General features: G+C 72.2%; 21 protein-coding genes and 1 riboswitch. Of the genes, 6 read left to right on the top strand and 15 right to left on the bottom strand.

All coding sequences use genetic code 11. The features are described from left to right. Positions 1–4 precede the first annotated feature (4 nt). The 3 genes from HII36_RS16095 to HII36_RS16085 form a co-directional block, all read right to left on the bottom strand. Entirely contained in the window at positions 5–1,357 is a 1,353-nt protein-coding gene (locus HII36_RS16095; RefSeq protein ID WP_173523986.1) for a TolB family protein, read from the bottom strand. Next, positions 1,354–1,854, bottom strand: coding sequence for a SigE family RNA polymerase sigma factor (locus HII36_RS16090; RefSeq protein WP_173523985.1), 501 nt, complete (start codon positions 1,852–1,854; stop codon positions 1,354–1,356). The genes HII36_RS16095 and HII36_RS16090 overlap by 4 nt, the downstream gene beginning before the upstream one ends. A 95-nt stretch (positions 1,855–1,949) precedes the next feature. Next, complete coding sequence (locus HII36_RS16085; RefSeq protein WP_173523984.1) at positions 1,950–2,804, bottom strand: LLM class flavin-dependent oxidoreductase; 855 nt, start codon at positions 2,802–2,804, stop codon at positions 1,950–1,952. On the opposite strand from HII36_RS16085, the gene HII36_RS16080 reads away from it, so the two are divergent. Next, complete coding sequence (locus tag HII36_RS16080; RefSeq protein ID WP_217369579.1) at positions 2,803–3,873, top strand: DUF692 domain-containing protein; 1,071 nt, start codon at positions 2,803–2,805, stop codon at positions 3,871–3,873. The two genes, HII36_RS16085 and HII36_RS16080, sit on opposite strands and share 2 nt — an antisense overlap. On the opposite strand, the gene HII36_RS16075 is transcribed toward HII36_RS16080, so the two are convergent. Further along, a complete protein-coding gene (locus HII36_RS16075; protein ID WP_328807734.1) occupies positions 3,773–5,305 on the bottom strand; it encodes an SLC13 family permease in 1,533 nt (510 codons plus the stop codon). The two genes, HII36_RS16080 and HII36_RS16075, sit on opposite strands and share 101 nt — an antisense overlap. Positions 5,306–5,424: 119 nt before the next feature. Next, entirely contained in the window at positions 5,425–6,153 is a 729-nt protein-coding gene (locus tag HII36_RS16070) for a phytanoyl-CoA dioxygenase family protein (RefSeq protein WP_217369578.1), read from the bottom strand. A gap of 96 nt (positions 6,154–6,249) precedes the next feature. Between HII36_RS16070 and HII36_RS16065 the strand changes: the two genes are divergently transcribed. Genes HII36_RS16065 through HII36_RS16055 form a run of 3 tightly spaced genes read left to right on the top strand, consistent with a single transcriptional unit; the run spans position 6,250 to position 9,255 of the window. Further along, entirely contained in the window at positions 6,250–6,924 is a 675-nt protein-coding gene (locus HII36_RS16065; protein ID WP_173523982.1) for a TetR/AcrR family transcriptional regulator, read from the top strand. Continuing rightward, positions 6,917–8,521 carry an AMP-binding protein gene (locus tag HII36_RS16060; RefSeq protein WP_173523981.1) on the top strand — a complete coding sequence of 535 codons (1,605 nt, stop codon included), beginning with the start codon at positions 6,917–6,919 and terminating at the stop codon, positions 8,519–8,521. Before HII36_RS16065 ends, HII36_RS16060 begins: the two co-directional genes overlap by 8 nt. Beyond that, positions 8,518–9,255, top strand: a complete 738-nt coding sequence (locus HII36_RS16055; RefSeq protein WP_173523980.1) for an enoyl-CoA hydratase/isomerase family protein — start codon at positions 8,518–8,520, stop codon at positions 9,253–9,255. Before HII36_RS16060 ends, HII36_RS16055 begins: the two co-directional genes overlap by 4 nt. A 12-nt stretch (positions 9,256–9,267) precedes the next feature. On the opposite strand, the gene HII36_RS16050 is transcribed toward HII36_RS16055, so the two are convergent. Both HII36_RS16050 and HII36_RS16045 read right to left on the bottom strand, forming a co-directional pair. Beyond that, complete coding sequence (locus HII36_RS16050) at positions 9,268–10,089, bottom strand: NmrA family NAD(P)-binding protein (protein ID WP_217369577.1); 822 nt, start codon at positions 10,087–10,089, stop codon at positions 9,268–9,270. Between the two features lie 68 nt (positions 10,090–10,157). Then, positions 10,158–10,475, bottom strand: a complete 318-nt coding sequence (locus tag HII36_RS16045) for a chorismate mutase (protein ID WP_173523978.1) — start codon at positions 10,473–10,475, stop codon at positions 10,158–10,160. Between the two features lie 101 nt (positions 10,476–10,576). Between HII36_RS16045 and HII36_RS16040 the strand changes: the two genes are divergently transcribed. Continuing rightward, positions 10,577–11,560 carry a P1 family peptidase gene (locus HII36_RS16040; RefSeq protein ID WP_173523977.1) on the top strand — a complete coding sequence of 328 codons (984 nt, stop codon included), beginning with the start codon at positions 10,577–10,579 and terminating at the stop codon, positions 11,558–11,560. An 81-nt stretch (positions 11,561–11,641) separates the two neighbouring features. Here HII36_RS16040 and HII36_RS16035 read toward each other — a convergent pair whose 3' ends face one another. The 3 genes from HII36_RS16035 to HII36_RS16025 form a co-directional block, all read right to left on the bottom strand. Then, entirely contained in the window at positions 11,642–12,496 is an 855-nt protein-coding gene (locus HII36_RS16035) for a universal stress protein (RefSeq protein ID WP_173523976.1), read from the bottom strand. A gap of 1 nt (position 12,497) precedes the next feature. Next, on the bottom strand, positions 12,498–12,836 hold the full coding sequence (locus tag HII36_RS16030) for a hypothetical protein (protein ID WP_236003547.1): 339 nt from the start codon (positions 12,834–12,836) through the stop codon (positions 12,498–12,500). 148 nt (positions 12,837–12,984) lie between these two features. Next, entirely contained in the window at positions 12,985–13,596 is a 612-nt protein-coding gene (locus tag HII36_RS16025) for a class I SAM-dependent methyltransferase (protein ID WP_173523975.1), read from the bottom strand. A 56-nt stretch (positions 13,597–13,652) separates the two neighbouring features. After that, positions 13,653–13,765: riboswitch (TPP riboswitch) on the top strand. Here HII36_RS16025 and thiC point away from each other — a divergent pair. After that, positions 13,758–15,548, top strand: coding sequence for a phosphomethylpyrimidine synthase ThiC (thiC, locus tag HII36_RS16020; RefSeq protein ID WP_328807733.1), 1,791 nt, complete (start codon positions 13,758–13,760; stop codon positions 15,546–15,548). It overlaps the preceding riboswitch by 8 nt. A 170-nt stretch (positions 15,549–15,718) precedes the next feature. On the opposite strand, the gene HII36_RS16015 is transcribed toward thiC, so the two are convergent. From HII36_RS16015 to HII36_RS15995, 5 genes are all read right to left on the bottom strand, one after another. Further along, positions 15,719–16,435 carry an SIR2 family NAD-dependent protein deacylase gene (locus tag HII36_RS16015; RefSeq protein ID WP_173523973.1) on the bottom strand — a complete coding sequence of 239 codons (717 nt, stop codon included), beginning with the start codon at positions 16,433–16,435 and terminating at the stop codon, positions 15,719–15,721. 6 nt (positions 16,436–16,441) lie between these two features. Next, complete coding sequence (locus tag HII36_RS16010) at positions 16,442–17,041, bottom strand: hypothetical protein (RefSeq protein WP_173523972.1); 600 nt, start codon at positions 17,039–17,041, stop codon at positions 16,442–16,444. Between the two features lie 16 nt (positions 17,042–17,057). After that, the gene (locus HII36_RS16005; protein ID WP_173523971.1) at positions 17,058–17,543 is read right to left on the bottom strand and encodes a PASTA domain-containing protein; all 486 of its coding nucleotides are present in this window, start codon (positions 17,541–17,543) and stop codon (positions 17,058–17,060) included. Positions 17,544–17,578: 35 nt separating this feature from the next. Next, positions 17,579–18,028, bottom strand: coding sequence for a PIN domain-containing protein (locus HII36_RS16000; RefSeq protein WP_173523970.1), 450 nt, complete (start codon positions 18,026–18,028; stop codon positions 17,579–17,581). A gap of 110 nt (positions 18,029–18,138) precedes the next feature. Then, entirely contained in the window at positions 18,139–19,323 is a 1,185-nt protein-coding gene (locus tag HII36_RS15995) for a serine/threonine-protein kinase (RefSeq protein WP_173523969.1), read from the bottom strand. Positions 19,324–19,463 lie beyond the last annotated feature (140 nt).

The following is a 19,463-nucleotide window of genomic DNA, read 5'->3' as shown; positions in this document are numbered from 1 at the left end:
TGCGTCACTCGATCTTCGAGACGTCGATCACGAACAGCTCCGCGTCCACCGGGTAGGCGAGCATCCGGCCCGTGCGGTCGAAGCTGGGCGAGTTGATCGAGGTGGCGCCGTCCGCGCTCTCCTCGGCACGCACGCCGAGGTCGGCCGAGCGGCCGGTACGCAGGTCGTGCAGGACGACGGCGGCGAACGAGCTCCGGTCCATCAGCGCGGCCACCTGGAACCTGTCGCGCGCGAGCTGCTCGGCCCGCATCGCCTCGCCGGGCAGCGCCCGCTCGTCCGAGCCGTCACGCAGCCGGTAGAAGGACGAGCCCGGGTCCCTGACGCCGGTGCAGGTCCGCACGCCGCAGATCAGGTTCTGCTCGCCGGGCTTGACCACCGCCGTGCTGGTCTCGCCGGTCTCCACGTTGCGGATCTCCCTGAACCTGGCGCCGTCGAAGGGGCCGTACGGGCCTGGCGCGCCGATCCACGGCCAGTCCAGCACGTGCATCGACGCGCCGCCCGCGACGGGCTCGGCCTCGCCACCGGCCAGCGGCAGCGCGTAGACGCCGCCCTCGCGCGCGGAGAACACGACCTTGCCGCCGGCGATCTGCAGGCCGTCGAGCCCGCCGGGACCCGTGACCCTGCTGCCCACGAGCCTGGCCTGACCGCCGTCCAGCGGGGCCGCCCAGATCTGCGCGGGCCCCTTCTTGAGCCTGGTCCACCAGACGACCTGGCCCTCGCCGACGGTGAAGTCGGAGGGGAACAGCGTGGTGCCCGGCGGGATCACGGTCTCGGTGATCTTACGGTGGGCACGGGTGTCGAAGTCGTAGGCGTACAGGGCGTCGGACCGCTCGAACGTCGACCAGGTGGTGTAGAGCAGGGTGCGGTCGCCGGCCAGGGTCGCGGGCCGGATCTCGCGGCCGTCGGACGTCTTCGCCGGGAGCTTGTGCACGGCCGCCGGCCACACCTGCTCGACCGGCGCCGGCAGGACGGCCACCGGCTCACTCTGCCCGGTCGCCGTCTGAACCGGTTCTGCGGTGGCGTTCTGGTCCGGTGGCGTGGCCTCCGCGGTGACGTTCTGATCCGGTGGCGGGACCTCGGCCGTGGCGGACGGCCCCGGCGCGGGGCTCATGGTCACCGGGCCGCCGGGGCGCAGCGTGGCCACCACGCCGCTGGCGATCACCACCACCGCGGCCGCCGCCAGCAGCGCCTGCGTCCGCTGCCTGCGCCGCCGGTAGCGAATCTCCACCTGCTCCGCCATCCCACCGGCCAGCTCGGGCGCCCGCCCGGCCGCCCGGCCCAGGGTCCTGCGCAGCGTGTCCTCGACCTCGTCCGGCCCGTCCGCGCCGGCATAGTCCCTGACCTCGTGTCCGTTCATCGGGAACCCCCTCGGATCTTGTCGCCGTCCGGCATGGCGGAACGCAGCTTGCCGAGCGCGCGCGAGGCCTGGCTGCGCACGGTGCCACGGGAGATGCCCAGCACGTCGGCGATCTCGGCGTCGCTGAGCTGCTCGTAGTAGCGCAGCACCAGCACCGCCCGCTGCTTGCGCGGCAGCCCGGCCAGCGCCTGCCACATGTCCTGCTCGTCACCGCTGGGCAGCGTGTCGTGATGCGCGCCGTCCGGCGGCTCCCCGGTCAGCCGCTCCCGCCTGAGCCGCCGCCAGGCCGCCAGATGCAGCCTGGCCATCGTGGTGCGGGCGTAGCTCTCCGGATTGTCCTTGCGGCGCAATCGCGGCCAGGCGGCACGCACCTTGAGCAGCGACTCCTGCACCAGGTCGGCCGCATCGTGCGGGTTGCCGGTCAGAACGTAGCCGTAACGCAGCAACGCGTTACCCCGCTCTGCGACGAACTCCGCGAACTGGGGATCTTCGTCCACCTGCTTCGCCCTCCGGTTGTCCTGCCACCACTGAGAGAGCGAAACCCGGCGAACTGTTGCATGCCGACAGCAAGGGGGAATTCGGTGGAAGGGCGTCAGCGGGGCGGGCCGAGTTCGATGCGGCGCAGGTAGGGCTCGACCTGGTCGAGGCGTTCGTCGAAGGGCATGCGCTCGTCCCACCAGGTGGCGCCGGCGGCGGCCAGGTCCGCGACCAGGCCGCGGTCGCCGGGGGTCGTCTCGCCGCCGACCACCAGGTCGAACGGCTCCGACTCGCGTCCCTCGGCGGTTCTGAGCCCGCGCAGCAGGTCGGCCAGGGCGCCGACGTCGCCGGGCGAGGGCGGCCGCTGCGTCTGGTAGCCCTCGAACAGCGGGACGGCGCCGTCCCAGCGGGCGGCGCGGCGGAAGGGGGCCTTGTTCGGCCAGCGGCCGGCGATCCAGACCGGGATCCTGGGCCGCTGGACGGGCCGGGGCAGGAAGCGCACCTCGTCCATGGTGACGTGGGTGCCCTGGTAGCTCACCTGCTCGCCGGAGCAGAGCAGGTCGACCGCCTCCAGGCCCTCGTCCAGGCGCTGGGCCAGGACCTTGGGGTCGGTGGGCTCGCCGAAGCTGCCGAACTCGTCGTCGAGTATCGAGCCCAGCCCGGCGCCGAACACCGTGCGCCCGCCGGTCAGGTGGTCGAGCGTGACGAGCTCGCGGGCCAGCTTGCCAGGACGGCGGCGGGCCACCGGGGTGACCAGCGGCCCGAGCAGGATCCTGTCGGTCACCATGCCGGCCGCGGCCAGCAGGATCCACGGGTCGGCGAGCGCTCTGCCCTCGGATTTGCGGTAGGTGAGGTGGTCCCAGACGAACACCCCGTCCCACCCGGCCTCCTCGGCGGCGGTGGCCACCTCGGCGACGCGGCGCGGGTCGGCGAAATCTCCGAAGTTGGGGAGGTTCAAGGAGAAGCGCATGTCTTCGATCCTCCCCATCGAGGACAGGCCGATCAAGGGCAGGGACGTCGAGGTTGTTTTGCCCAGTGTTGGGCGGCGCGTCCGGTGTGGCGGCGAGACGTCCGGGCACGTCGTGGGTTGTCGCCGCGCCGAGCGTTCGGGGGACTGCGTGTTGGCGGAACTGCCCAGATGGGGGTCGGGGCTGGGGTACCGGCCCGAGCTCGCCGACGCGATCGACGCGCACGCCGATCGGGTCGACTGGCTGGAAGTGATCACCGAGCACTACCTGTTCGCCCCGGCGGACGAGCGGGAGCGGCTGCGCGGGCTGGCGCGCAGGTTCCCGGTGGCGCCGTTCGGCAGGCAACTGTCGATCGGGTCGGAGCCCGAGCCCGATCCCGCGTACGTGACGGCGCTGGCCGAGCTGGTGTCCGACCTCGACGCGCCCTGGTTCGGCGACCGGCTCTGCTTCACCAGGACCGAGCAGGTCGCGCTCGGACTGCCGGCTCCGCTGCCGCGTACCAGGGAGGTGGCCCGCCGGGTCGCGGCCAGGGCGCAGCGGGTGCAGGACGCGGTCGGCCGGCCGTTCCTGCTGGAGAACATCGCGTACTACGTGGACCTGGCGAGCCCGCTCACCGAGGCGCAGTTCATCGCCGAGGTGCTGGAACACTGCGACTGCGGGCTGCTGCTCGACCTGGCCGGCCTGGACGTCAACGCCCGCAACCACGGCTTCGACCCGCTGGGGTTCCTGGACGCCGTCCCGCTCGACCGGGTGGTGCTCGCGCACCTGGCCGGCGGCGCGGATGGGGCGGAGATGGCCGTCGACGACCACGGCGCCCCGGTCCCGCCGAGGGTGTGGGAGCTGCTGGCCGAGCTGGTCTCGCGCACGCCGATCCTGGCCACGGCGGTGGAGCGCGACCGCGGCTTCCCGGCCGACTTCGGCGAGCTGCTGGCGGAGGTCGACCGGGCGCGGGCCGCGCTGAACCCCGAGGTCAGGCCAGGCCCAGTGCCTGCGCCATCAGTGTCACCCCGGCCACGATCACGACCGCTCCCAGCAGGTCGAACACCAGCCCGGAACGCACCATCCTGGTGATGGGCACCATGCCGGAGCCGTACACGATGGCGTTGGGCGGCGTGGAGACCGGCAGCATGAACCCGTAGGACGCGCCGAACACCGCGGCCAGCGCCGGGATGACCGGCGAGATCCCGGCCGCCACCGCGATCGGGATGACGATCGGCACCACGATGCCGACGCTGGCGGTGTTGCTGGTCGTCTCGCTGATGAGCACGGCCACCACCGTGGCCAGGACGGTCAGCCCGAGCAGGCTGGAGATGCCGAGCAGCCCGGACAGATTCTGGCCGACGGTCTTGGCCAGCCCGGTCTCCGACAGCAGCCCGCCCAGCGCGATGCCCGAGCCGAACAGCAGGATCGTGCCCCAGTCGATGCGTACGGCCTCGTTCCAGGTCAGCGTGAAACGGCGGGCCCGCCAGTCGACCGGCAGCACGAACAGCAGCGCGGCGGCCAGCACCGCGACCACGCCCTCGTCGATCCTGCTCAGCACGGCCCGGTATGCCCCGGACGTGTCGCCGGCGACGATGCCGACCACGCCGGGCGTGATCCACAGGACCACGGCCGTGGCGAAGGCGATCAGCGTGTTGCGCTCGCCCCGGCTCATCCGTCCGAGCTGGGCGCGCTCGCCCTCGATGTACGCCCGCGCCCCCTCGATCCGCCTGGCCTCCGGCCGGTTCAGCCACAGCAGGACCACGGCCAGCAGCGCGAACATGACCAGCACGATCGGCAGCGCGATCAGCACCCAGGTGAAGAACGGGATCCTGGCGTCGGTGGCCTTCTCGATGAGCCCGCGGCCGATCAGGTTGGGCGGCGAGCCGATCGGGGTGAGCAGCCCGCCGATGGAGGCGCTGTAGGCGAGCATGAGCATGGTGGCGGTGGCGAAGCGCAGCCGCCGCGGGTCGCCGCCCTCGGCCACGAACCCCGACAGCGTGGCCACCACGCCCAGCGCGATCGGCAACATCATGGCCGTGGTGGCGGTGTTCGAGATGAACGCGCTGATGACCATGGTGGTCACGCCGAGCACGACGATCGTCCGGTACGTCGAGCCCGCCACGCCGGGCAGCGACAACATGCGGAAGGCGAAGCGCCGGTGCAGCCCGTGTTTCATCATGGCGGCGGCGATGATGAAGCTGCCGATGAACAGGAAGATCGTCGAGCTGGCGAACGCGCCGAACACGTCCGCGGCCGGCGCCACCCCGGTCAGCACGCACAGCGCCAGGCCGAGCGCGGCGGTGACGGGGATCGGGACGGCCTCGGTGATCCAGGCGACGATCACGAACGTGAGGATGCCGGCCAGCCGCTGCTGCGGGTCGGGGAGCCCGGCGGTGGCGAGGAAGACCGCGACCCCGGCGAGTGGCGCCGCGGCGAGCCCGACCGTCCGGCGGGCCCGCTCGAACCGCTCCTCGGCCGGGCTCAGGGTTTCGCTGATCTCGTCCAGTGTGCGATAGGTCACAGTCGCGATGATCCGCCCGCGTCCGGCGCCCGGCAAGCCCGGCTCCGGGCTCGCCGGGCTCGGCGGGCGAGCTCGGCTCCGGACGGGGCCGCCGGTCGGGCGGCTCGTGACCCGCGCGGTTACCGCAGCGCCCGGGCCAGCGGGGTGTCGGCCGCCGGGTCGAGCGGCTCGGTGAGGAAGAACGGCATCTGCGCCATGAACCTGGGCCGCTCGCCCCGGTGCTCGTCGGCCGCGTGCACGGTCAGCGGGTGCACCAGGTAGACCTCGCCTGGCAGGCCGGTGGCCAGGGCCAGCGGCCGCTCGCGGCTGGCCGGCTCGACCAGACCGCCGGCGGCGATGTGGTCGTGGCCCTCGTCGCCGAGCGCGGCCAGGCTGTCGCGCTGCGAGCCGGCCCTGATCCTGGTGGCCGCGTCGTCCTCGCCGACCTCGGAGAACAGCATCAGCACCAGCAGCGTGTGCGAGCGGACGCTGACCTGCCAGCTTCCGTCGGGCAGCGGGGTGTTGAGATCGAGGTGCCAGCCGCGGTCGTCGGCCGGGGGCAGGCGCGGGAACCTGATCGGGATGTTGCCCGCCGCGCCGCGCGGCTGCCAGCCGCCCTTGCCGCACACCGCGTCGAGCCCGGCCGCCAGCACGGGGGAGCGCATCAGCTCGCCGAACGGGCCCTGCCCGGTCATGTCGGCGGCCCACACCACCGGCTCGCGCCAGTTCTCCGGCTCGTCCGGCGACAGGCCGATCTGCTGCCACAGCAGCGCCTGGGCGGCCTCGCCCTGCTCGCGAGTGCCGATCGTCAACTTCATGAATCCGTCGCGGACGAAGGACTCGACCTGGTCGTTGGTGATGACATCCACGCTGGTCACGCTACTCAGGCGTGCAACCCCTTTTCTGGAGCCACAAATCGGGTTAAAGTCCGATAAATCATGCAACCGAACGTTCGGTAGGTCCCGTTGACCGCACTCGAGAGTTACCTCACCGACCGCGACGCCGACGCCGGCCTGCGCATCAGGACGGCCGCCGTCCTGCTCTTCGCCAGGCAGGGATACGCGGCGACCGGCATCAGAGACCTCGCCCGCGCGGTGAACCTGACCAACGCCGGCATCTACCACCACGTCTCCAGCAAGGAGGCCCTGCTCGCCGGCCTCATGCGGGAGGGGCACCTGGGCCTCATCGAGGCCACCGTCCGGGGGCTGGCCGGCCTCGCCGGTCCCGCCGACCGCCTGGCCCACCTGATCGGCACGCTCACCGCCGTCCACGCGCTGAGCCCCATGACGACCCGGGTCATGGACGGCGAACTCCGCTCGCTGACCCCGGGCTCGGCCGCCCACGGCGAGATCATCGCGCTCCGCGACGCCTACGAGGACCTGTGGCGCGAGGTCCTGGCCGACGGCGTCGCGCGCGGCGTGTTCCACGTCGCCGACCAGAAGCTGACCCGGCTCGCCCTGATGTCCATGTGCACCGGCACCAGCGAGTGGTACCGCCCCGGCGGCGGCTCCTCGCTGGAGCGGGTGTGCGCCGAGTTCGTGGCGATCGGCCTGGCCGCGGTGCGCGCCGGGGCCGTGGACGTCGCCGCGCCTGATCTGTCCGCGTTACCCGTCTTCCCCTGGGAGCCGCCGGATGCCTGACACGATCCCCGCCCTGCTCCGACACGCCGCCGCCCAGTATCCCGACCGCGAGTTCCTCCGCTTCCCCGCCGCCGATTCGCCGACCTTCCCCGACGCCGATCCGCCGGCCCTCGCCGACGCCGATTCGCCGACCTTCGCCGACGTCGATTCACCGACCTTCCCCGCTGCCGGTTCGCTGACCTTCGCCGACGTCGACGAACGTGCCGGGCACCTGGCCGCCGCCCTCGTGGAGCGGGGGGTGCGGCCGGGGGACCGGGTGGCGATCATGATGGACAACGTCCCGTACTGGCCGCTGAGCTGGTTCGCCGTGCTCAGGGCCGGCGCGATCGCGGTGCCGGTGAACGTCCGGTACCGGGCCGCCGACCTGGAGCACGTGCTGCACGACTCGGGCGCGGTCGCGCTGCTGACCACCGCCGAGCACGTGCCGCGCCTGTCCGGCGCGGTGGCGGGGGTGCCTGGGGTGGCCGTGTACGCGGTGGACGCGTTCGGGCCGGGCGGGTCGCCGCCTCCCGACATTTCCCCCGGCGCGGACGATATTGCGAATTTTCAGTACACGTCAGGTACGACCGGCTTCCCGAAAGCCTGCCTGCTCACCCACGACTACTGGCTGCGTACCGCCCGGGTCGTCGCCGACCTGGTGAAACCCGGTCCAGGCGACGTGTTCGTGATCGCGCAGCCGTACTCGTACATGGATCCCCAGTGGACCACGCTGTTCTGCCTCATGAGCGGCATCCCGCACGTGGTCCTGCCGCGCTTCTCCGCCTCCGGCTTCTGGGCCGCGGCGCGCGAGCACGGCGCGACGCTCACGTACGTGCTGGGCACGATGCCGCTGTTGCTGTACAAGCAGCCGCCGCACCCGCACGACCGCGACAACCGGATGCGGCTCGTGCTCTGCTCCGGCATCGCGCCCGACCTGCACCGGGCGTTCGAGGAACGCTGGGGCGCGCCGTGGCGCGAGCTGTACGGCTCCACCGAGAGCGGCCCCGACCTGCTGGTCGCCCCGGACGACACCGACTGCGTCGGCACCGGCGCGATGGGCTACCCGCCGCCGGGCAAGGAGGTCGAGCTCGACCCGGAGACCGGCGAGATCCTGGTACGCGGCGTGCCGATGATGAAGGGCTACTGGAACCACCCGGAGGCCACCGCGCACGCGTTGCGCGGCGGCTGGTACCACACCGGCGACCTCGGCCGGCGCGACGCCCGCGGCTCGATCAGGCACGCCGGACGGCTGAAGGACATGGTCCGCAGAGGCGGCGAGAACATCTCGTGCGCCGAGGTGGAACGGGTGCTCGCCGGGCACCCGGCCGTGCTGTCCGCGGCGCTGGTGCCGATCCCGGACGAGCTGTTCGGCGAGCTGCCCAAGGCGTTCATCCAGTTGCGCCCGGGCCACGAGCAGGGCGCCGACACGGCCTTGAGCGTCATCGAGCACGCCAGGCAGCGGCTCGCGCCGTTCAAGATCCCGGCGAACGTGGAGTTCGTGGACGGGTTCGAGCTGACCCCGTCCGCGCGGATCGAGAAGCGTCACCTGCTGCACCCCGAGCGCGACCAGCGGGCCGGGGCCATCGCCGTCGAGCACCAGGGAAGGGAGCAGAGATGATCGAGGTGACCGTACGCGAGGAGGTGGCGATCGTCACCCTGCGGCGGCCGGAGAAGCTCAACGCGCTCACCGCCGACATGCGCAGGGAACTCGCCGCCGAGGTGCGCGCGCACGGCGACGGCAAGCTCGCCAGGGGCGTCGTCGTCACCGGCACCGGACGCGCGTTCTCCGCGGGCGAGGACATCGACCAGGCCGCGGGCAAGTCGCTGATCGAGGAGGTGGCGCTGTTCCACGACATGACCAGGGCGGTGCTGGAATCGCGGGTGCCGGTGGTCGCGGCGGTCAACGGCCTGGCCGTGGGCGGGGCCGCCGAGTGGACGCTCTGCTTCGACACCAGGATCGGCACGCCCGCCACCGAGTATTTCCTGCCGGAGAACCATCTCGGCCTGTCGATCTCGAACGCCGCCTCCTACCTGCTGCCCCGGCTGGCCGGCGGCCGGGCGCTGCGCCTTGTGCTGGACTCGGCCCGGTTGAGCGCGGAGCAGGCCAGGGACGCGGGTCTGCTGGACGAGATCGTCGAGCCGGAGGCCCTGCTGGAGACCGCGATCGCCCGCGTGCGCCACTGGAGCGCCCCTGGCACGGCCACCGAGGTGCACCTGCAGCTGCTGCGCCCGCCGCTGGCCGAGGTGGAACGGGCGTTCGCGGCGGAGACCGAGGCCGCCGCGCGGGTGGAGGCCGCCGGGCTGGCCCAGGCCGGTATGGCCAGGTTCATCACCCGGCCGCGCGGCGGCTAGCGGACGATCGAGTCAGCGGAACGCGTCGGCGTGCTCGCTCACCCACTGGGCGAACGTGCGCGCCGGCCGCCCGGTGACCTTCTCCACCGTCGGATCGACCACCATGCCCACCCCGGGCGGGTTCTTCTCCAGCTCGACGGCGAACTCGATGTACTCCTCCGGCAGGTAGGAGTCGCGGAGCCGGCGGCGGAACTCCTCCTCCGTCAGCGGGACGAAGCGCACCTCACGCCCGACGGCCGCGCCGATGGTGGCCAGCTTCTGCTCCAGCGTCAGCGCCTGCGGGCCGGTCAGCGCGTACGTCATGCCGCCGTGGCCGTCCTGGGTCAGCGCGACGGCGGCCACGGCCGCGATGTCCGCCTCGTGCACCATGGCGCTGGGCCGGCCCAGGTCGAACGTGCGCACCACGCCGTCCGCCCTGATCGACTCGGCCAGGTCCAGCGCGTTGGCCATGAACTCGACCGGCCGCAGCAACGTCCACGGCAGGTCGCCGGCGGCCAGCGCCGCCTCGACCGAGCTCGGGTCCCAGCCGCTGAGCACGCTCACCCGCCGCACCCTGGCCGCGGTGGCCAGCGCGACGATCTCGGCGCCGTTGCCGAGCGGCTCGTCCCCGCCGAACGTGATCAGGTGCAGGCCGGTGACGCCCGCCAGGGCCGGGACGAGCGACGCGGCGTCGGTGAGGTCGCCGCGCACGACCTCGACCCCGGCGGGCAGGTTCGCCCCCGCCGGGTCACGGGTCAGCGCCCGCACCCGCTCGCCCGACCGGGCCAGCTGTCCGACCAGCTCACGGCCGACAGTCCCGGTCGCACCGGTCACCAAAATGGTCACGAAACCCATCCTTCCTTCTCGGGATCTCCCGCAGGCTAGAAGCCATTGCGGTCAGGACGGTTCCGCGAAAGACGCCCTCAGTGCATCGAGGCGGCGGACTCGTGGTGCCTGATGACCTCCTCGATGATGAAGGCCAGGAACTTCTTGGCGAACTCGGGGTCGAGCTTCGCGTCGACGGCCAGCGCCTGCAGCCGATCGATCTGCGCCGCCTCCCGGCGCGGGTCGGCCGGCGGCAGCCCGTGCTCCGCCTTCAGCCTGCCGACCTGCCGGGTGCACTTGAACCGTTCGGCCAGCAGGTGGATCAGCGCCGCGTCGATGTTGTCAATGCTGTCGCGAAGGTCCCCGAGCAGGGCTCCGGCGAGCTCGGCGTTCTCCTCAGCCCTGCGCGACTCCACACGCTTCTCCTTTTCGGTCAGGTCCTGGTCTCTTCTCACGCTATGGCATCGGCGTTCGCGTACGAGACACTGACCAGCATGTGGCACGGGACGTGGAACGGATGAGGCGGCAGGCCCGCCGGTTGCGGGATTTCGGACATGCGGTTGGACGCTTTGAGCCCGGGCGGAACAACGCCATCACCGACGTGCCAGGCGTGCGGGTGGGGCAGACGACGGTGCTGGACCGGGAGCGTGGCGTCTACTCCGGGGTGACGGCGATCGTGCCGCCCGCCCCGGTCGTGCCCGCCGGTTTCCACGTGGCCAACGGTTACGGCAAGTTCGTCGGCGCGACGCAGCTCGTGGAGCTGGGCGAGCTGGAGACGCCGGTGCTGCTCACCTCCACCCTGTCCACGTTCCGGGTCGCCGACGCGCTGGTGAGCTGGGTGCTCGACCACGCCACCGAGCCGGTGATCTCGCTGAACCCGGTGGTCGGGGAGATCAACGACTCGTGGTTGTCGTCGGTCGACCGGCGTCCCGTCACGGCCGAGCACGTCTACGCGGCGCTCGACGGGGCGCACTCGGGTCCGGTGGAGATGGGCAACGTCGGCGGCGGCACCGGGGCGTGCGCGCTGGGGTTCAAGTCGGGTATCGGCAGCGCCTCGCGCCGGCTGGACCTGGGCGGGCGCGAGGCCACTGTCGGCGTCCTGGTGCAGGCCAACATGGGCGGCGAGCTGCGGCTGCGCGGCCGCACGATCAGCCCGGACGTCGCCGAGGCGCACGGGGGAGACCACGGCTCGTGCGTGGTCGTGGTGGCGCTCGACGCCGGCTGCGACACGCGGCAGTTGTCGCGGATCGCGGCTCGTGGGGTGTTCGCGCTCGGCCGGGTGGGCGCGGCTTTCAGCCACGGCAGCGGCGACTACGGGCTGGCCTTCGCCACCGGGGCGGGATCGCTGTCGCCGGCCGCGCTGAACCTGGTGTTCGCCGGGGTCATGGACTGCGTGGAAGAGGCGGTCATCGACGCGTTGCTGGCCGCGGAGACCGTCCGCGCGCCTTCGGGACGCCAGGCGCTCGCGCTCCCGCAAAGCGCCGTCCCCGCACCGGACTGAGACGCACCGGACTGAGACGCACCGGAGTGAGACGCGCTGGAGCGAGACGCGCCGGCCTGAGACGCACCGGGCTGGTCGCCCTCATGGGCGTTCCTCGCCGGGACGGGCCCGGATCACCGCGACCGGGCAGCCGGCGTGGTGCAGCATGGCCTGGCTGACCGAGCCCATGACCAGCCCGGCGAACGTGCCGTGCCCGCGTGTGCCGACCACCAGCAGGTCGGCCGTGGCCGAGGCCTCCTTCAGCACCTCGACCGGATGGCCGTGGGAGAGCTCCTCGGACACCGGCACGTCGGGATGTCGCTCGCGGAATTCGGCCAGCGTCGCGCTGAGCGTCCGCCTGGCCTCGCGTTCGGCCTGCTCGTCGGCGGGATCGAAACCGCCGGCCTGCGGCCAGGCCCACGCCTGCACCGCGCGCAGCCGGGCCACGCGCAACCCGGCCTCCTGGAAGGCGAAGCCCACCGCCCGGCGGCCGGCGTCGGAGCCGTCCACGCCGACCACGATCTCGCCGCGCGGCAACGCGTGCAGCTCCTGGACCAGCACGGTGTCGACGGTGGCGTGCGCGGCCACGCCGTAGGCGACCGAGCCGACCAGCAGCCCGCGTACGGCGCTGTGCCCCCGGCAGCCCACCACCAGCAGATCCGCCTCCTTGGCCGCCTCGATCAAGGCGGCACGCGGATCGCCGGGCAGCAGGACCGCCTGCACGTCGGTCCCCGGCGCCTCCTGCCTGGCGTGGTCGACGGCGGCGTTGAGCACGCTCTCGCCGCCGTCGCGCATCCAGTCGCCGACCTCGGCGTACGGGCCTTCCGCCGGGCGCGTGACCCATTTGGGCACGACGTTGGCCACCGTCAGCGGCATCCGGCGCAGCGCGGCCTCCCTGGCCGCCCAGGCGACGGCGTCCAGGCCGGTACGCGAACCGTCCGCACCAACGATGATCATGTCAGCCGAACGCGTAGCACTCGACCTCGGCCCTGCGGTAGGCGGTGCCGCTCTTGACGGCTTCGTCCACGCAGGCGCGTTCGGCCCGGCTGAGGGTCAGGTGGCCGCACACCGACACGCCGGCGTAGGTCCGGCAGTCGAGGGTCGGGTCGGACTTTCCGACGCGGTAGAACTTCTTGACGTCGGCCAGGCATTCGGCCCGGGCGGCGCGGGTGTCGGCGTATCGGCACTGCTCGGTCATGGTCTGGTACTGCTGCTTGCTCACTTCTTGCTGGTCGGTACCGTCCCAGGCGAATGTGATCAGCGCCAGGAAACCGGCGACAGCGGCAATTTTCATCATGCTTCCCCCGTAGGGACCCGTACCGCCGACAGTGATCGGCAAACCTGGACGCGCTCAGGCCCGTCCGCGACGGGGGTTTCCCGGCTCGTGATCGCCGTCACGGGCTCGTGAGCCACCCGGATCGCGTCAACCCGCAGTCAACCCGCCGTCAACCCGCGGCCTTGACCGCGAGCACGCTGAACCAGGTGCGGTGCCCGTCGGTGACGCCGTGCTCGCGGATCTCGAACCCGGCCGCGCCGAGCAGCGACAGCAGCGCCTCCGGGCTGCGGTGCACGAACCAGCGCCGCAGCCCGCTCTCGTACGGCACGTCCTCCCAGACCCCGCCGTCGCCGACCGACGTGCTCAGCTTCAGCGCCCCGCCCGGCCGCAGCAGCTCCCACCAGCGGCGCAGCGTGTCACCGGTCTCCGCGTCCGGCACGTGCAGCAACGCGGCCGACGACCAGAGCGCGTCGAACGCGCCCTGCGCGAGCGGCGGCCGCCGCTGGTCGCCGCGCACCGCCGTCGCCCCGGCCGCGACGGCGAGCTTCACCATCTCGGCCGACCGGTCGACCCCGACAGGACGAAACCCCTGCTCACGGAACCACACCAGGTCCCGGCCCGGCCCGCACCCCAGGTCGGCCAGCCGGGCGCCGGCGGCCAGCGTCTCGGCGAACCGCCGGCGCATGGCGGTGAACTCGGCGCCGGGCTCGGCCGAGCGCGCGGCGAACACCGGCGCGATGCGGTCGTAGGTGGACATGGTCGTGGTCGTCGGATCCTCCATGGGCCTGATCATGACACGGGGTGGTGACAAGTGATCGCGATCGGGGTACGGTAACGGCCGACCAACGCGGGAGCCCGGTGAACCGGGCTGAGAGGACGGCTGAGCGAGCCGCCGACCGCCAGAACCTGCTCCGGATAATGCCGGCGAAGGGAGTTTGCGCGATGACTCAGGCGCGTTTTTCCAAGATCTACACCGGTGACCTGCGGGTGCCCATGCGCCGGGTGAACCTGTCGAACGGCACGTCGCTCACCCTGTACGACACCTCGGGCCCGTACACCGACCCGGACGTCGAGACCGACGTCACGCGCGGCCTGCCCAGGCGGCGCGAGCAGTGGATCCTCGACCGCGGCGACGTGGTGCGCTACGGCGGCCGCCAGGTCAGGCCCGTCGACGACGGCTACCAGGACCAGGACGGCTGGATGCGCCGCGAGGCCGACTCCCTCGCCGGGCACCGGCCGCTGCGCTCGGCCTCCGGCGCCCCGGTCACCCAGCTCGGCTACGCCAGGCGCGGGCTGATCACCAGGGAGATGGAGTTCGTCGCGGTGCGCGAGGGCGTGTCGCCGGAGTTCGTCCGCGACGAGGTCGCCGCCGGCCGGGCCATCATCCCGGCCAACGTCAACCATCCGGAGACCGAGCCGATGATCATCGGCAGGAGCTTCCTGGTGAAGATCAACGCGAACATCGGCAACTCGTCGGTGACCTCGTCCATCGAGGAGGAGGTGGAGAAGATGACGTGGGCCACCCGCTGGGGCGCCGACACCGTGATGGACCTGTCCACCGGCCGCGACATCCACACCACCCGCGAGTGGATCATCCGCAACTCCCCGGTGCCCATCGGGACCGTGCCCATCTACCAGGCGCTGGAGAAGGTCAACGGCCGTCCGGAGGACCTGTCGTGGGAGATCTACCGCGACACCCTGGTCGAGCAGTGCGAGCAGGGCGTCGACTACGTCACCGTGCACGCCGGGGTGCGGCTGGCGTACGTGCCGCTGACCGCCAGGCGCAAGACCGGCATCGTCTCGCGCGGCGGCTCGATCATGGCCGCCTGGTGCCTGGCGCACCACCGCGAGAGCTTCCTGTACGAGCACTTCGAGGAGATGTGCGAGCTGCTGGCCCAGTACGACGTGGCCTTCTCGCTCGGCGACGGCCTGCGTCCCGGCTCCATCGCTGACGCCAACGACGAGGCCCAGTTCGCCGAGCTGCGCACGCTCGGCGAGCTCACCAAGATCGCGCACGCGCACGACGTGCAGGTGATGATCGAGGGGCCGGGGCACGTGCCGATGCACAAGATCAAGGAGAATGTGGAGCTGCAGCGCGAGCTGTGCGACGACACCCCGTTCTACACGCTCGGGCCGCTGGTGACCGACATCGCGCCGGGCTACGACCACATCACGTCCGGGATCGGGGCGGCCATGATCGGCTGGTTCGGCACCGCGATGCTCTGCTACGTCACGCCCAAGGAGCACCTGGGGCTGCCGGACCGGGACGACGTCAAGACCGGCGTGATCACGTACAAGATCGCGGCACACGCCGCCGACCTGGCCAAGGGGCACCCGCAGGCCCAGGAGTGGGACGACGCGCTGTCGGACGCCAGGTTCGAGTTCCGCTGGGAGGACCAGTTCGACCTGTCGCTCGACCCGGACACCGCCCGCTCCTACCACGACGAGACCCTGCCCGCCGCGCCGGCCAAGACGGCGCACTTCTGCTCGATGTGCGGGCCGAAGTTCTGCTCGATGCGCATCAGCCACGACGTACGGGAGTACGCGCGCGAGCACGGGCTGGACGAGGACGAGGCGCTGCGCGCGGGGCTGGCGGAGAAGGCGGCGGAGTTCGGGGAGCGCGGCGGACGCCTCTACCTGCCGCTCGCCGACCCGCCCGCCGAGCCGCCTGCCTACCCGCCCGCCGAACCGCTCGCCGGGCGCCCGCTCGCACCGTCCGACCCGGCCCGCTGACGGGGACCGCGTCCCCTCGGGTGCCCGCCGATCCGGCGGTCGCCCAGGACGCGGGCGCCCTCCGTCCGAGCGGGGGCCCGGACGGAGGGCGGAGCCGACCAGCCGACCGGGCCAGGACGGCCGGTCGGGCAGGTCACGACGGTGGGGTGGCTCAGGCCAGGACGGCCGGGTCAGGTGGTCAGGCGGGTGACGAGGGCGGGGACGGCGGCGCCGATGGGCTCGCGGATCACCTCGGCCGCCACCTCGTCGTACGGCGTCGGGTCGGCGTTGACCACGATCAGCCGCGCCCCGGACTCCGCAGCCAGCCCCGCCAGCGACGCGGCCGGCTGCACCTGCAGCGACGTGCCGATCGCGACGAACACCTCGGCCCGCTCCGCCGCCCTGATCGCCTCGGTGATCGTCGTGGGGTCGAGGTGCTCGCCGAACATGACCGTCGTGGTCTTGAGCACCCCGCCGCACTCCGCGCACGCCGGGTCGGCGTCGCCCGCGTCGATGCGGCCGAGCGCCTCGCGCAGCGTCGAACGCGCCCCGCACCCCACGCACAGCACCCCGAACATGTTGCCGTGCAGTTCGAGCAGCCTGCCCGGGTCGGAGCCCGCCTTCTGGTGCAGGCCGTCGACGTTCTGCGTGATGAGCCGGTCGAGCAGCCCCGCCTTCTCCAGCTCCACCAGCGCCAGGTGCGCGGCGTTGGGCTCGGCGGTCATGGCCGGGCTGGTGCGGCGGAACTCCCAGGAGCGGCGGCGGATGTCCGGATCGCCCAGGTAGTAGTCGATCGTGACGAGCTTCTCGTAGTCGGGATCGCGCCGCCACAGGCCCCCGGACCCGCGGTAGTCGGGAATGCCGGACTCGGTGGAGATGCCGGCGCCGGTCATCACGGTGATCATCATGAGCTCCTAGCGGCGTACGAGGGTCCAGGCGCCGTCCGCCTTGACCGATACCAGGCGAGTGCCGGCCGGCAGCACGGCCTTGCCCTGGTAGGCGCCGATCTCGTTGAAGAGTAGATCACCCCACGAGCCCGGCCGGGTGTAGCTCTGCACGATGAAGTTGGACTCGCCCGCGTGCGTGGCGCGCACGGTACGCAGCCCGCGCGTGGCCGACAGCTTGAGCACCTGGTCGCCGGTGCCGCGGACGGTGGCCGAGCACCAGCAGCGGGCCTTGGTCAGCGGCTTGAACACCGCGGTCCACGCGCCGTCGGCCTTGATCTGCAGCCCGGCGACGGCCTTGCGGCTGTCGCCGTTGTACAGGACGGTGCCCCGGTACCGGCCGATCTCGTTGACCAGCAGTTCGCCCTGCTTGCCCGCCGAGTCGATGGAGGTGACGATGAAGTTCGACTCGCCATCATGGCTGAGCTGCAGCAGTCCGGGGCTGCTGGTCGAGCTGATGCGCAGGACCTCGTCACCCTGCCCGCGGTACGTCTTGTCCGCGTGGGCCGTGCCGGGGACCAGGAGGAAGGCGGCGGCCAGGGCCAGCGCGCCGAGCAAGCGGCGGATCATGTGATTCTCCTGAATGTCACTGCTTGGTGCAGGTGAGGACGATGACGGTGCCGACCTTGACCTTGCTGCCGGCCCGGTGGGACTGCTTGGTCACGCTCCAGTTCTCCGGCAGGAGCACGAGCGTGTCGTAGGTGTCCTGGGAGCCGAGTTTGATGTCCTCGAACTCGTCCCAGCCCCGCTCGACCAGCCACTGCTTGGCCACGGCCGCGTTCTGGCCGCGGAAGTCGGGCAAGGTGACGGTCTTGGCCTGCTCGTTCTGCTGCGGCTCGTTCTGCTGCGGCTCGGGCAGGTCGGCGCCGCCGGGCTGGGCGGCCTTCGCCCGTACCGTCTTGGTCACCGTGACCTGCGGCGCGGCCGCGTCCGAGCCGGAGCCCGAGCCCGAGCCGATGGCGGCGCCGCCCATGCAGCCGGCGCCGAGCGCGGCGACGGCGATGAGCGAGACGGCGAGGCCGGACAGGCCGCGCCTGGCGGGCGGCGGAGTGGGGTGCTGCTGGTAGGTCACGGCGCTTCCTTCGGCGGGTCGGGGGGAGTGGGAGGTCAGGCGGCGAGGTCGAGATAGGTGATGTGGCCGGTCGCCGTGTACAGCCGCCGGCTCAGCGACCCGGTCCTGGTGACGACGGTGACCTGCGCGCCGGCGACGGCCAGCCACCGGGCCAGGTCGGCGAAGTAGCCGTCGCCCGAGCCGATGACCGCGCGCTCGAAGCGCAGGTCGACCCGGTCGGCGACGGCCGTCTCCGTGAGGATGCTGTCGGCGCCGTCCGGCCCCGAGCGGACCAGCAGGCGGGTGCCGCGCAGCGCGACGCCCACCGGGACCAGCGCGCGGTGGCTGACCGCGGCGATGAACTGGTCGAGCGGCCCGACGGGCACCAGCCGCCGGTAGGCGGCCATGACGCGCTCCACCTCGGGGGTGGTGGGGGAGGTCGAGGCGGTCAGGTTCTCGATGTCGAGCAGGTGGACGGTTCGTCCCTCACGCAGTGGTCGTCGCACGGGTCACTCCCTGAACGGCTGGGGAACCGGGGAACGACGGATACGCTAGCGCCCACCTGTAAGTGTGTGCAAGTGATATGAATCAGAAAATCTGTGTGTACGATTCACAGCTAGCCAGTGGAGAGCATCAGCATCAGATCGCTGGCCGACGGGCGTCGTCCCGGGTCCTTGTCCAGGGCGGCGGACAGCGGCCCGCGCAGCTCGGGCGGGATCGCCGCCAGGTCGGGGTGGTGCCCGGTCACCTGCCTGGACACCGCGTACATGGACGGGCCGTCGAAGGCGAGCCGGCCCGTGGCCGCGAAGTACATGGTCGCCGCCCAGCTGAACACGTCCGAGGACGGTCCGACCGGCTCGCCGCGCACCTGCTCGGGTGACATGAACGAGGGCGTGCCGCCGGTGACCGTGGTGAGCGCGCCGATCACCTTGGCCACGCCGAAGTCGATCACCCGCGGGCCGTCGCGGCCGAGCAGCACGTTGGCGGGCTTGAAGTCCCTGTGCACGATCCCGCAGTGATGGATGCCCGCCAGCGCGCCGGCCGTCGCGAGCGCGAGCCTGGTCAGGCTGTCCGCGCCGAGCGGCCCGTCCTGCCTGACGCGCCGGTCGAGCGACGGGCCGTCGACGTACTCGCTGACGAGGTAGCCCTGGCCGTTCTCGACGCCGACGTCCAGGACGCGGGCGGTGGCGAACGTGGGCACCAGGCGCGCGGCCCGCGCCTCCCTGACGAACGCGGCGTGGTCCTGCGCGGGCAGGCGCAGCACCTTGATCGCGACGTGCCCGCCGTCCGGGCCCCGGCCCAGGTAGACGATGCCCTGCCCGCCCTCGCCGAGCCTGCCGACCAGCGCGTACGGGCCGATCCTGCCGATGACGCTCTCCCCGGCGAACGACGGCGGAGGCGCCGCTGAAGGTGCAGGCGGGGGCGGAGGCGGCGCCGGCCGGGGCGTCGGCAGGGGCATCGGCCGGGTGGGCGCCGGCGCCCTCGTCCGGCCCGGCGGCGGGTAGACCTGGCCGCGCAGGATGACCGCGTGCACGGTCCCGCCGAACACCATGAACAGGTACAGTAGCGTGGTCGTGGTGGCCCGCCAGTCCTCCGCTGGCACATCCTTCAGCACGACGCCGGCCGCGAGGAACATCCAGACGTAGATGGCGAAGTACACCATCGCGGCGGCCGCGGTCCGCTTGCTGTTCAGCCGGACCGCCGAGTACCCGATCACGGCCGGGATGAGCGCCCCGCCGCAGCAGAGCAGGGGCAGGCCGATCCACAGCCACCAACTGGGCGGCCGGTCACGGGGAGGCATGATCAGCATCATAGGACTCCGCCCATCCCATTAAATGTGCTGAAATATCGCGTTTTTTAGCCAAAACAGATGCTTGTGAACGCCATCCACAGAATGTAACCTCGGGGCCCAAGGAACAGCATCAAGCGCCTGCCGACCTC

Source organism: Nonomuraea antri (assembly GCF_013283785.1).
In the GTDB taxonomy this organism is placed as follows: Bacteria; Actinomycetota; Actinomycetes; order Streptosporangiales; family Streptosporangiaceae; genus Nonomuraea; species Nonomuraea antri.
This window is presented reverse-complemented; position numbering and strand designations above follow the sequence as displayed.

Excerpts from the sequence above, each read along its gene's own strand:
- HII36_RS16095 (WP_173523986.1), bottom strand. The coding sequence starts at position 1,357 with ATGAACGGACACGAGGTCAGGGACTATGCCGGCGCGGACGGGCCGGAC.
- HII36_RS16080 (WP_217369579.1), top strand. The coding sequence starts at position 2,803 with ATGTCTTCGATCCTCCCCATCGAGGACAGGCCGATCAAGGGCAGGGAC.
- HII36_RS16085 (WP_173523984.1), bottom strand. The coding sequence starts at position 2,804 with ATGCGCTTCTCCTTGAACCTCCCCAACTTCGGAGATTTCGCCGACCCG.
- HII36_RS16060 (WP_173523981.1), top strand. The coding sequence starts at position 6,917 with ATGCCTGACACGATCCCCGCCCTGCTCCGACACGCCGCCGCCCAGTAT.
- HII36_RS16055 (WP_173523980.1), top strand. The coding sequence starts at position 8,518 with ATGATCGAGGTGACCGTACGCGAGGAGGTGGCGATCGTCACCCTGCGG.
- HII36_RS16050 (WP_217369577.1), bottom strand. The coding sequence starts at position 10,089 with ATGGGTTTCGTGACCATTTTGGTGACCGGTGCGACCGGGACTGTCGGC.
- HII36_RS16040 (WP_173523977.1), top strand. The coding sequence starts at position 10,577 with ATGAGGCGGCAGGCCCGCCGGTTGCGGGATTTCGGACATGCGGTTGGA.
- HII36_RS16035 (WP_173523976.1), bottom strand. The coding sequence starts at position 12,496 with ATGATCATCGTTGGTGCGGACGGTTCGCGTACCGGCCTGGACGCCGTC.
- HII36_RS16030 (WP_236003547.1), bottom strand. The coding sequence starts at position 12,836 with ATGATGAAAATTGCCGCTGTCGCCGGTTTCCTGGCGCTGATCACATTC.
- HII36_RS16025 (WP_173523975.1), bottom strand. The coding sequence starts at position 13,596 with ATGGAGGATCCGACGACCACGACCATGTCCACCTACGACCGCATCGCG.
- thiC (WP_328807733.1), top strand. The coding sequence starts at position 13,758 with ATGACTCAGGCGCGTTTTTCCAAGATCTACACCGGTGACCTGCGGGTG.
- HII36_RS16015 (WP_173523973.1), bottom strand. The coding sequence starts at position 16,435 with ATGATGATCACCGTGATGACCGGCGCCGGCATCTCCACCGAGTCCGGC.
- HII36_RS16010 (WP_173523972.1), bottom strand. The coding sequence starts at position 17,041 with ATGATCCGCCGCTTGCTCGGCGCGCTGGCCCTGGCCGCCGCCTTCCTC.
- HII36_RS15995 (WP_173523969.1), bottom strand. The coding sequence starts at position 19,323 with ATGCCTCCCCGTGACCGGCCGCCCAGTTGGTGGCTGTGGATCGGCCTG.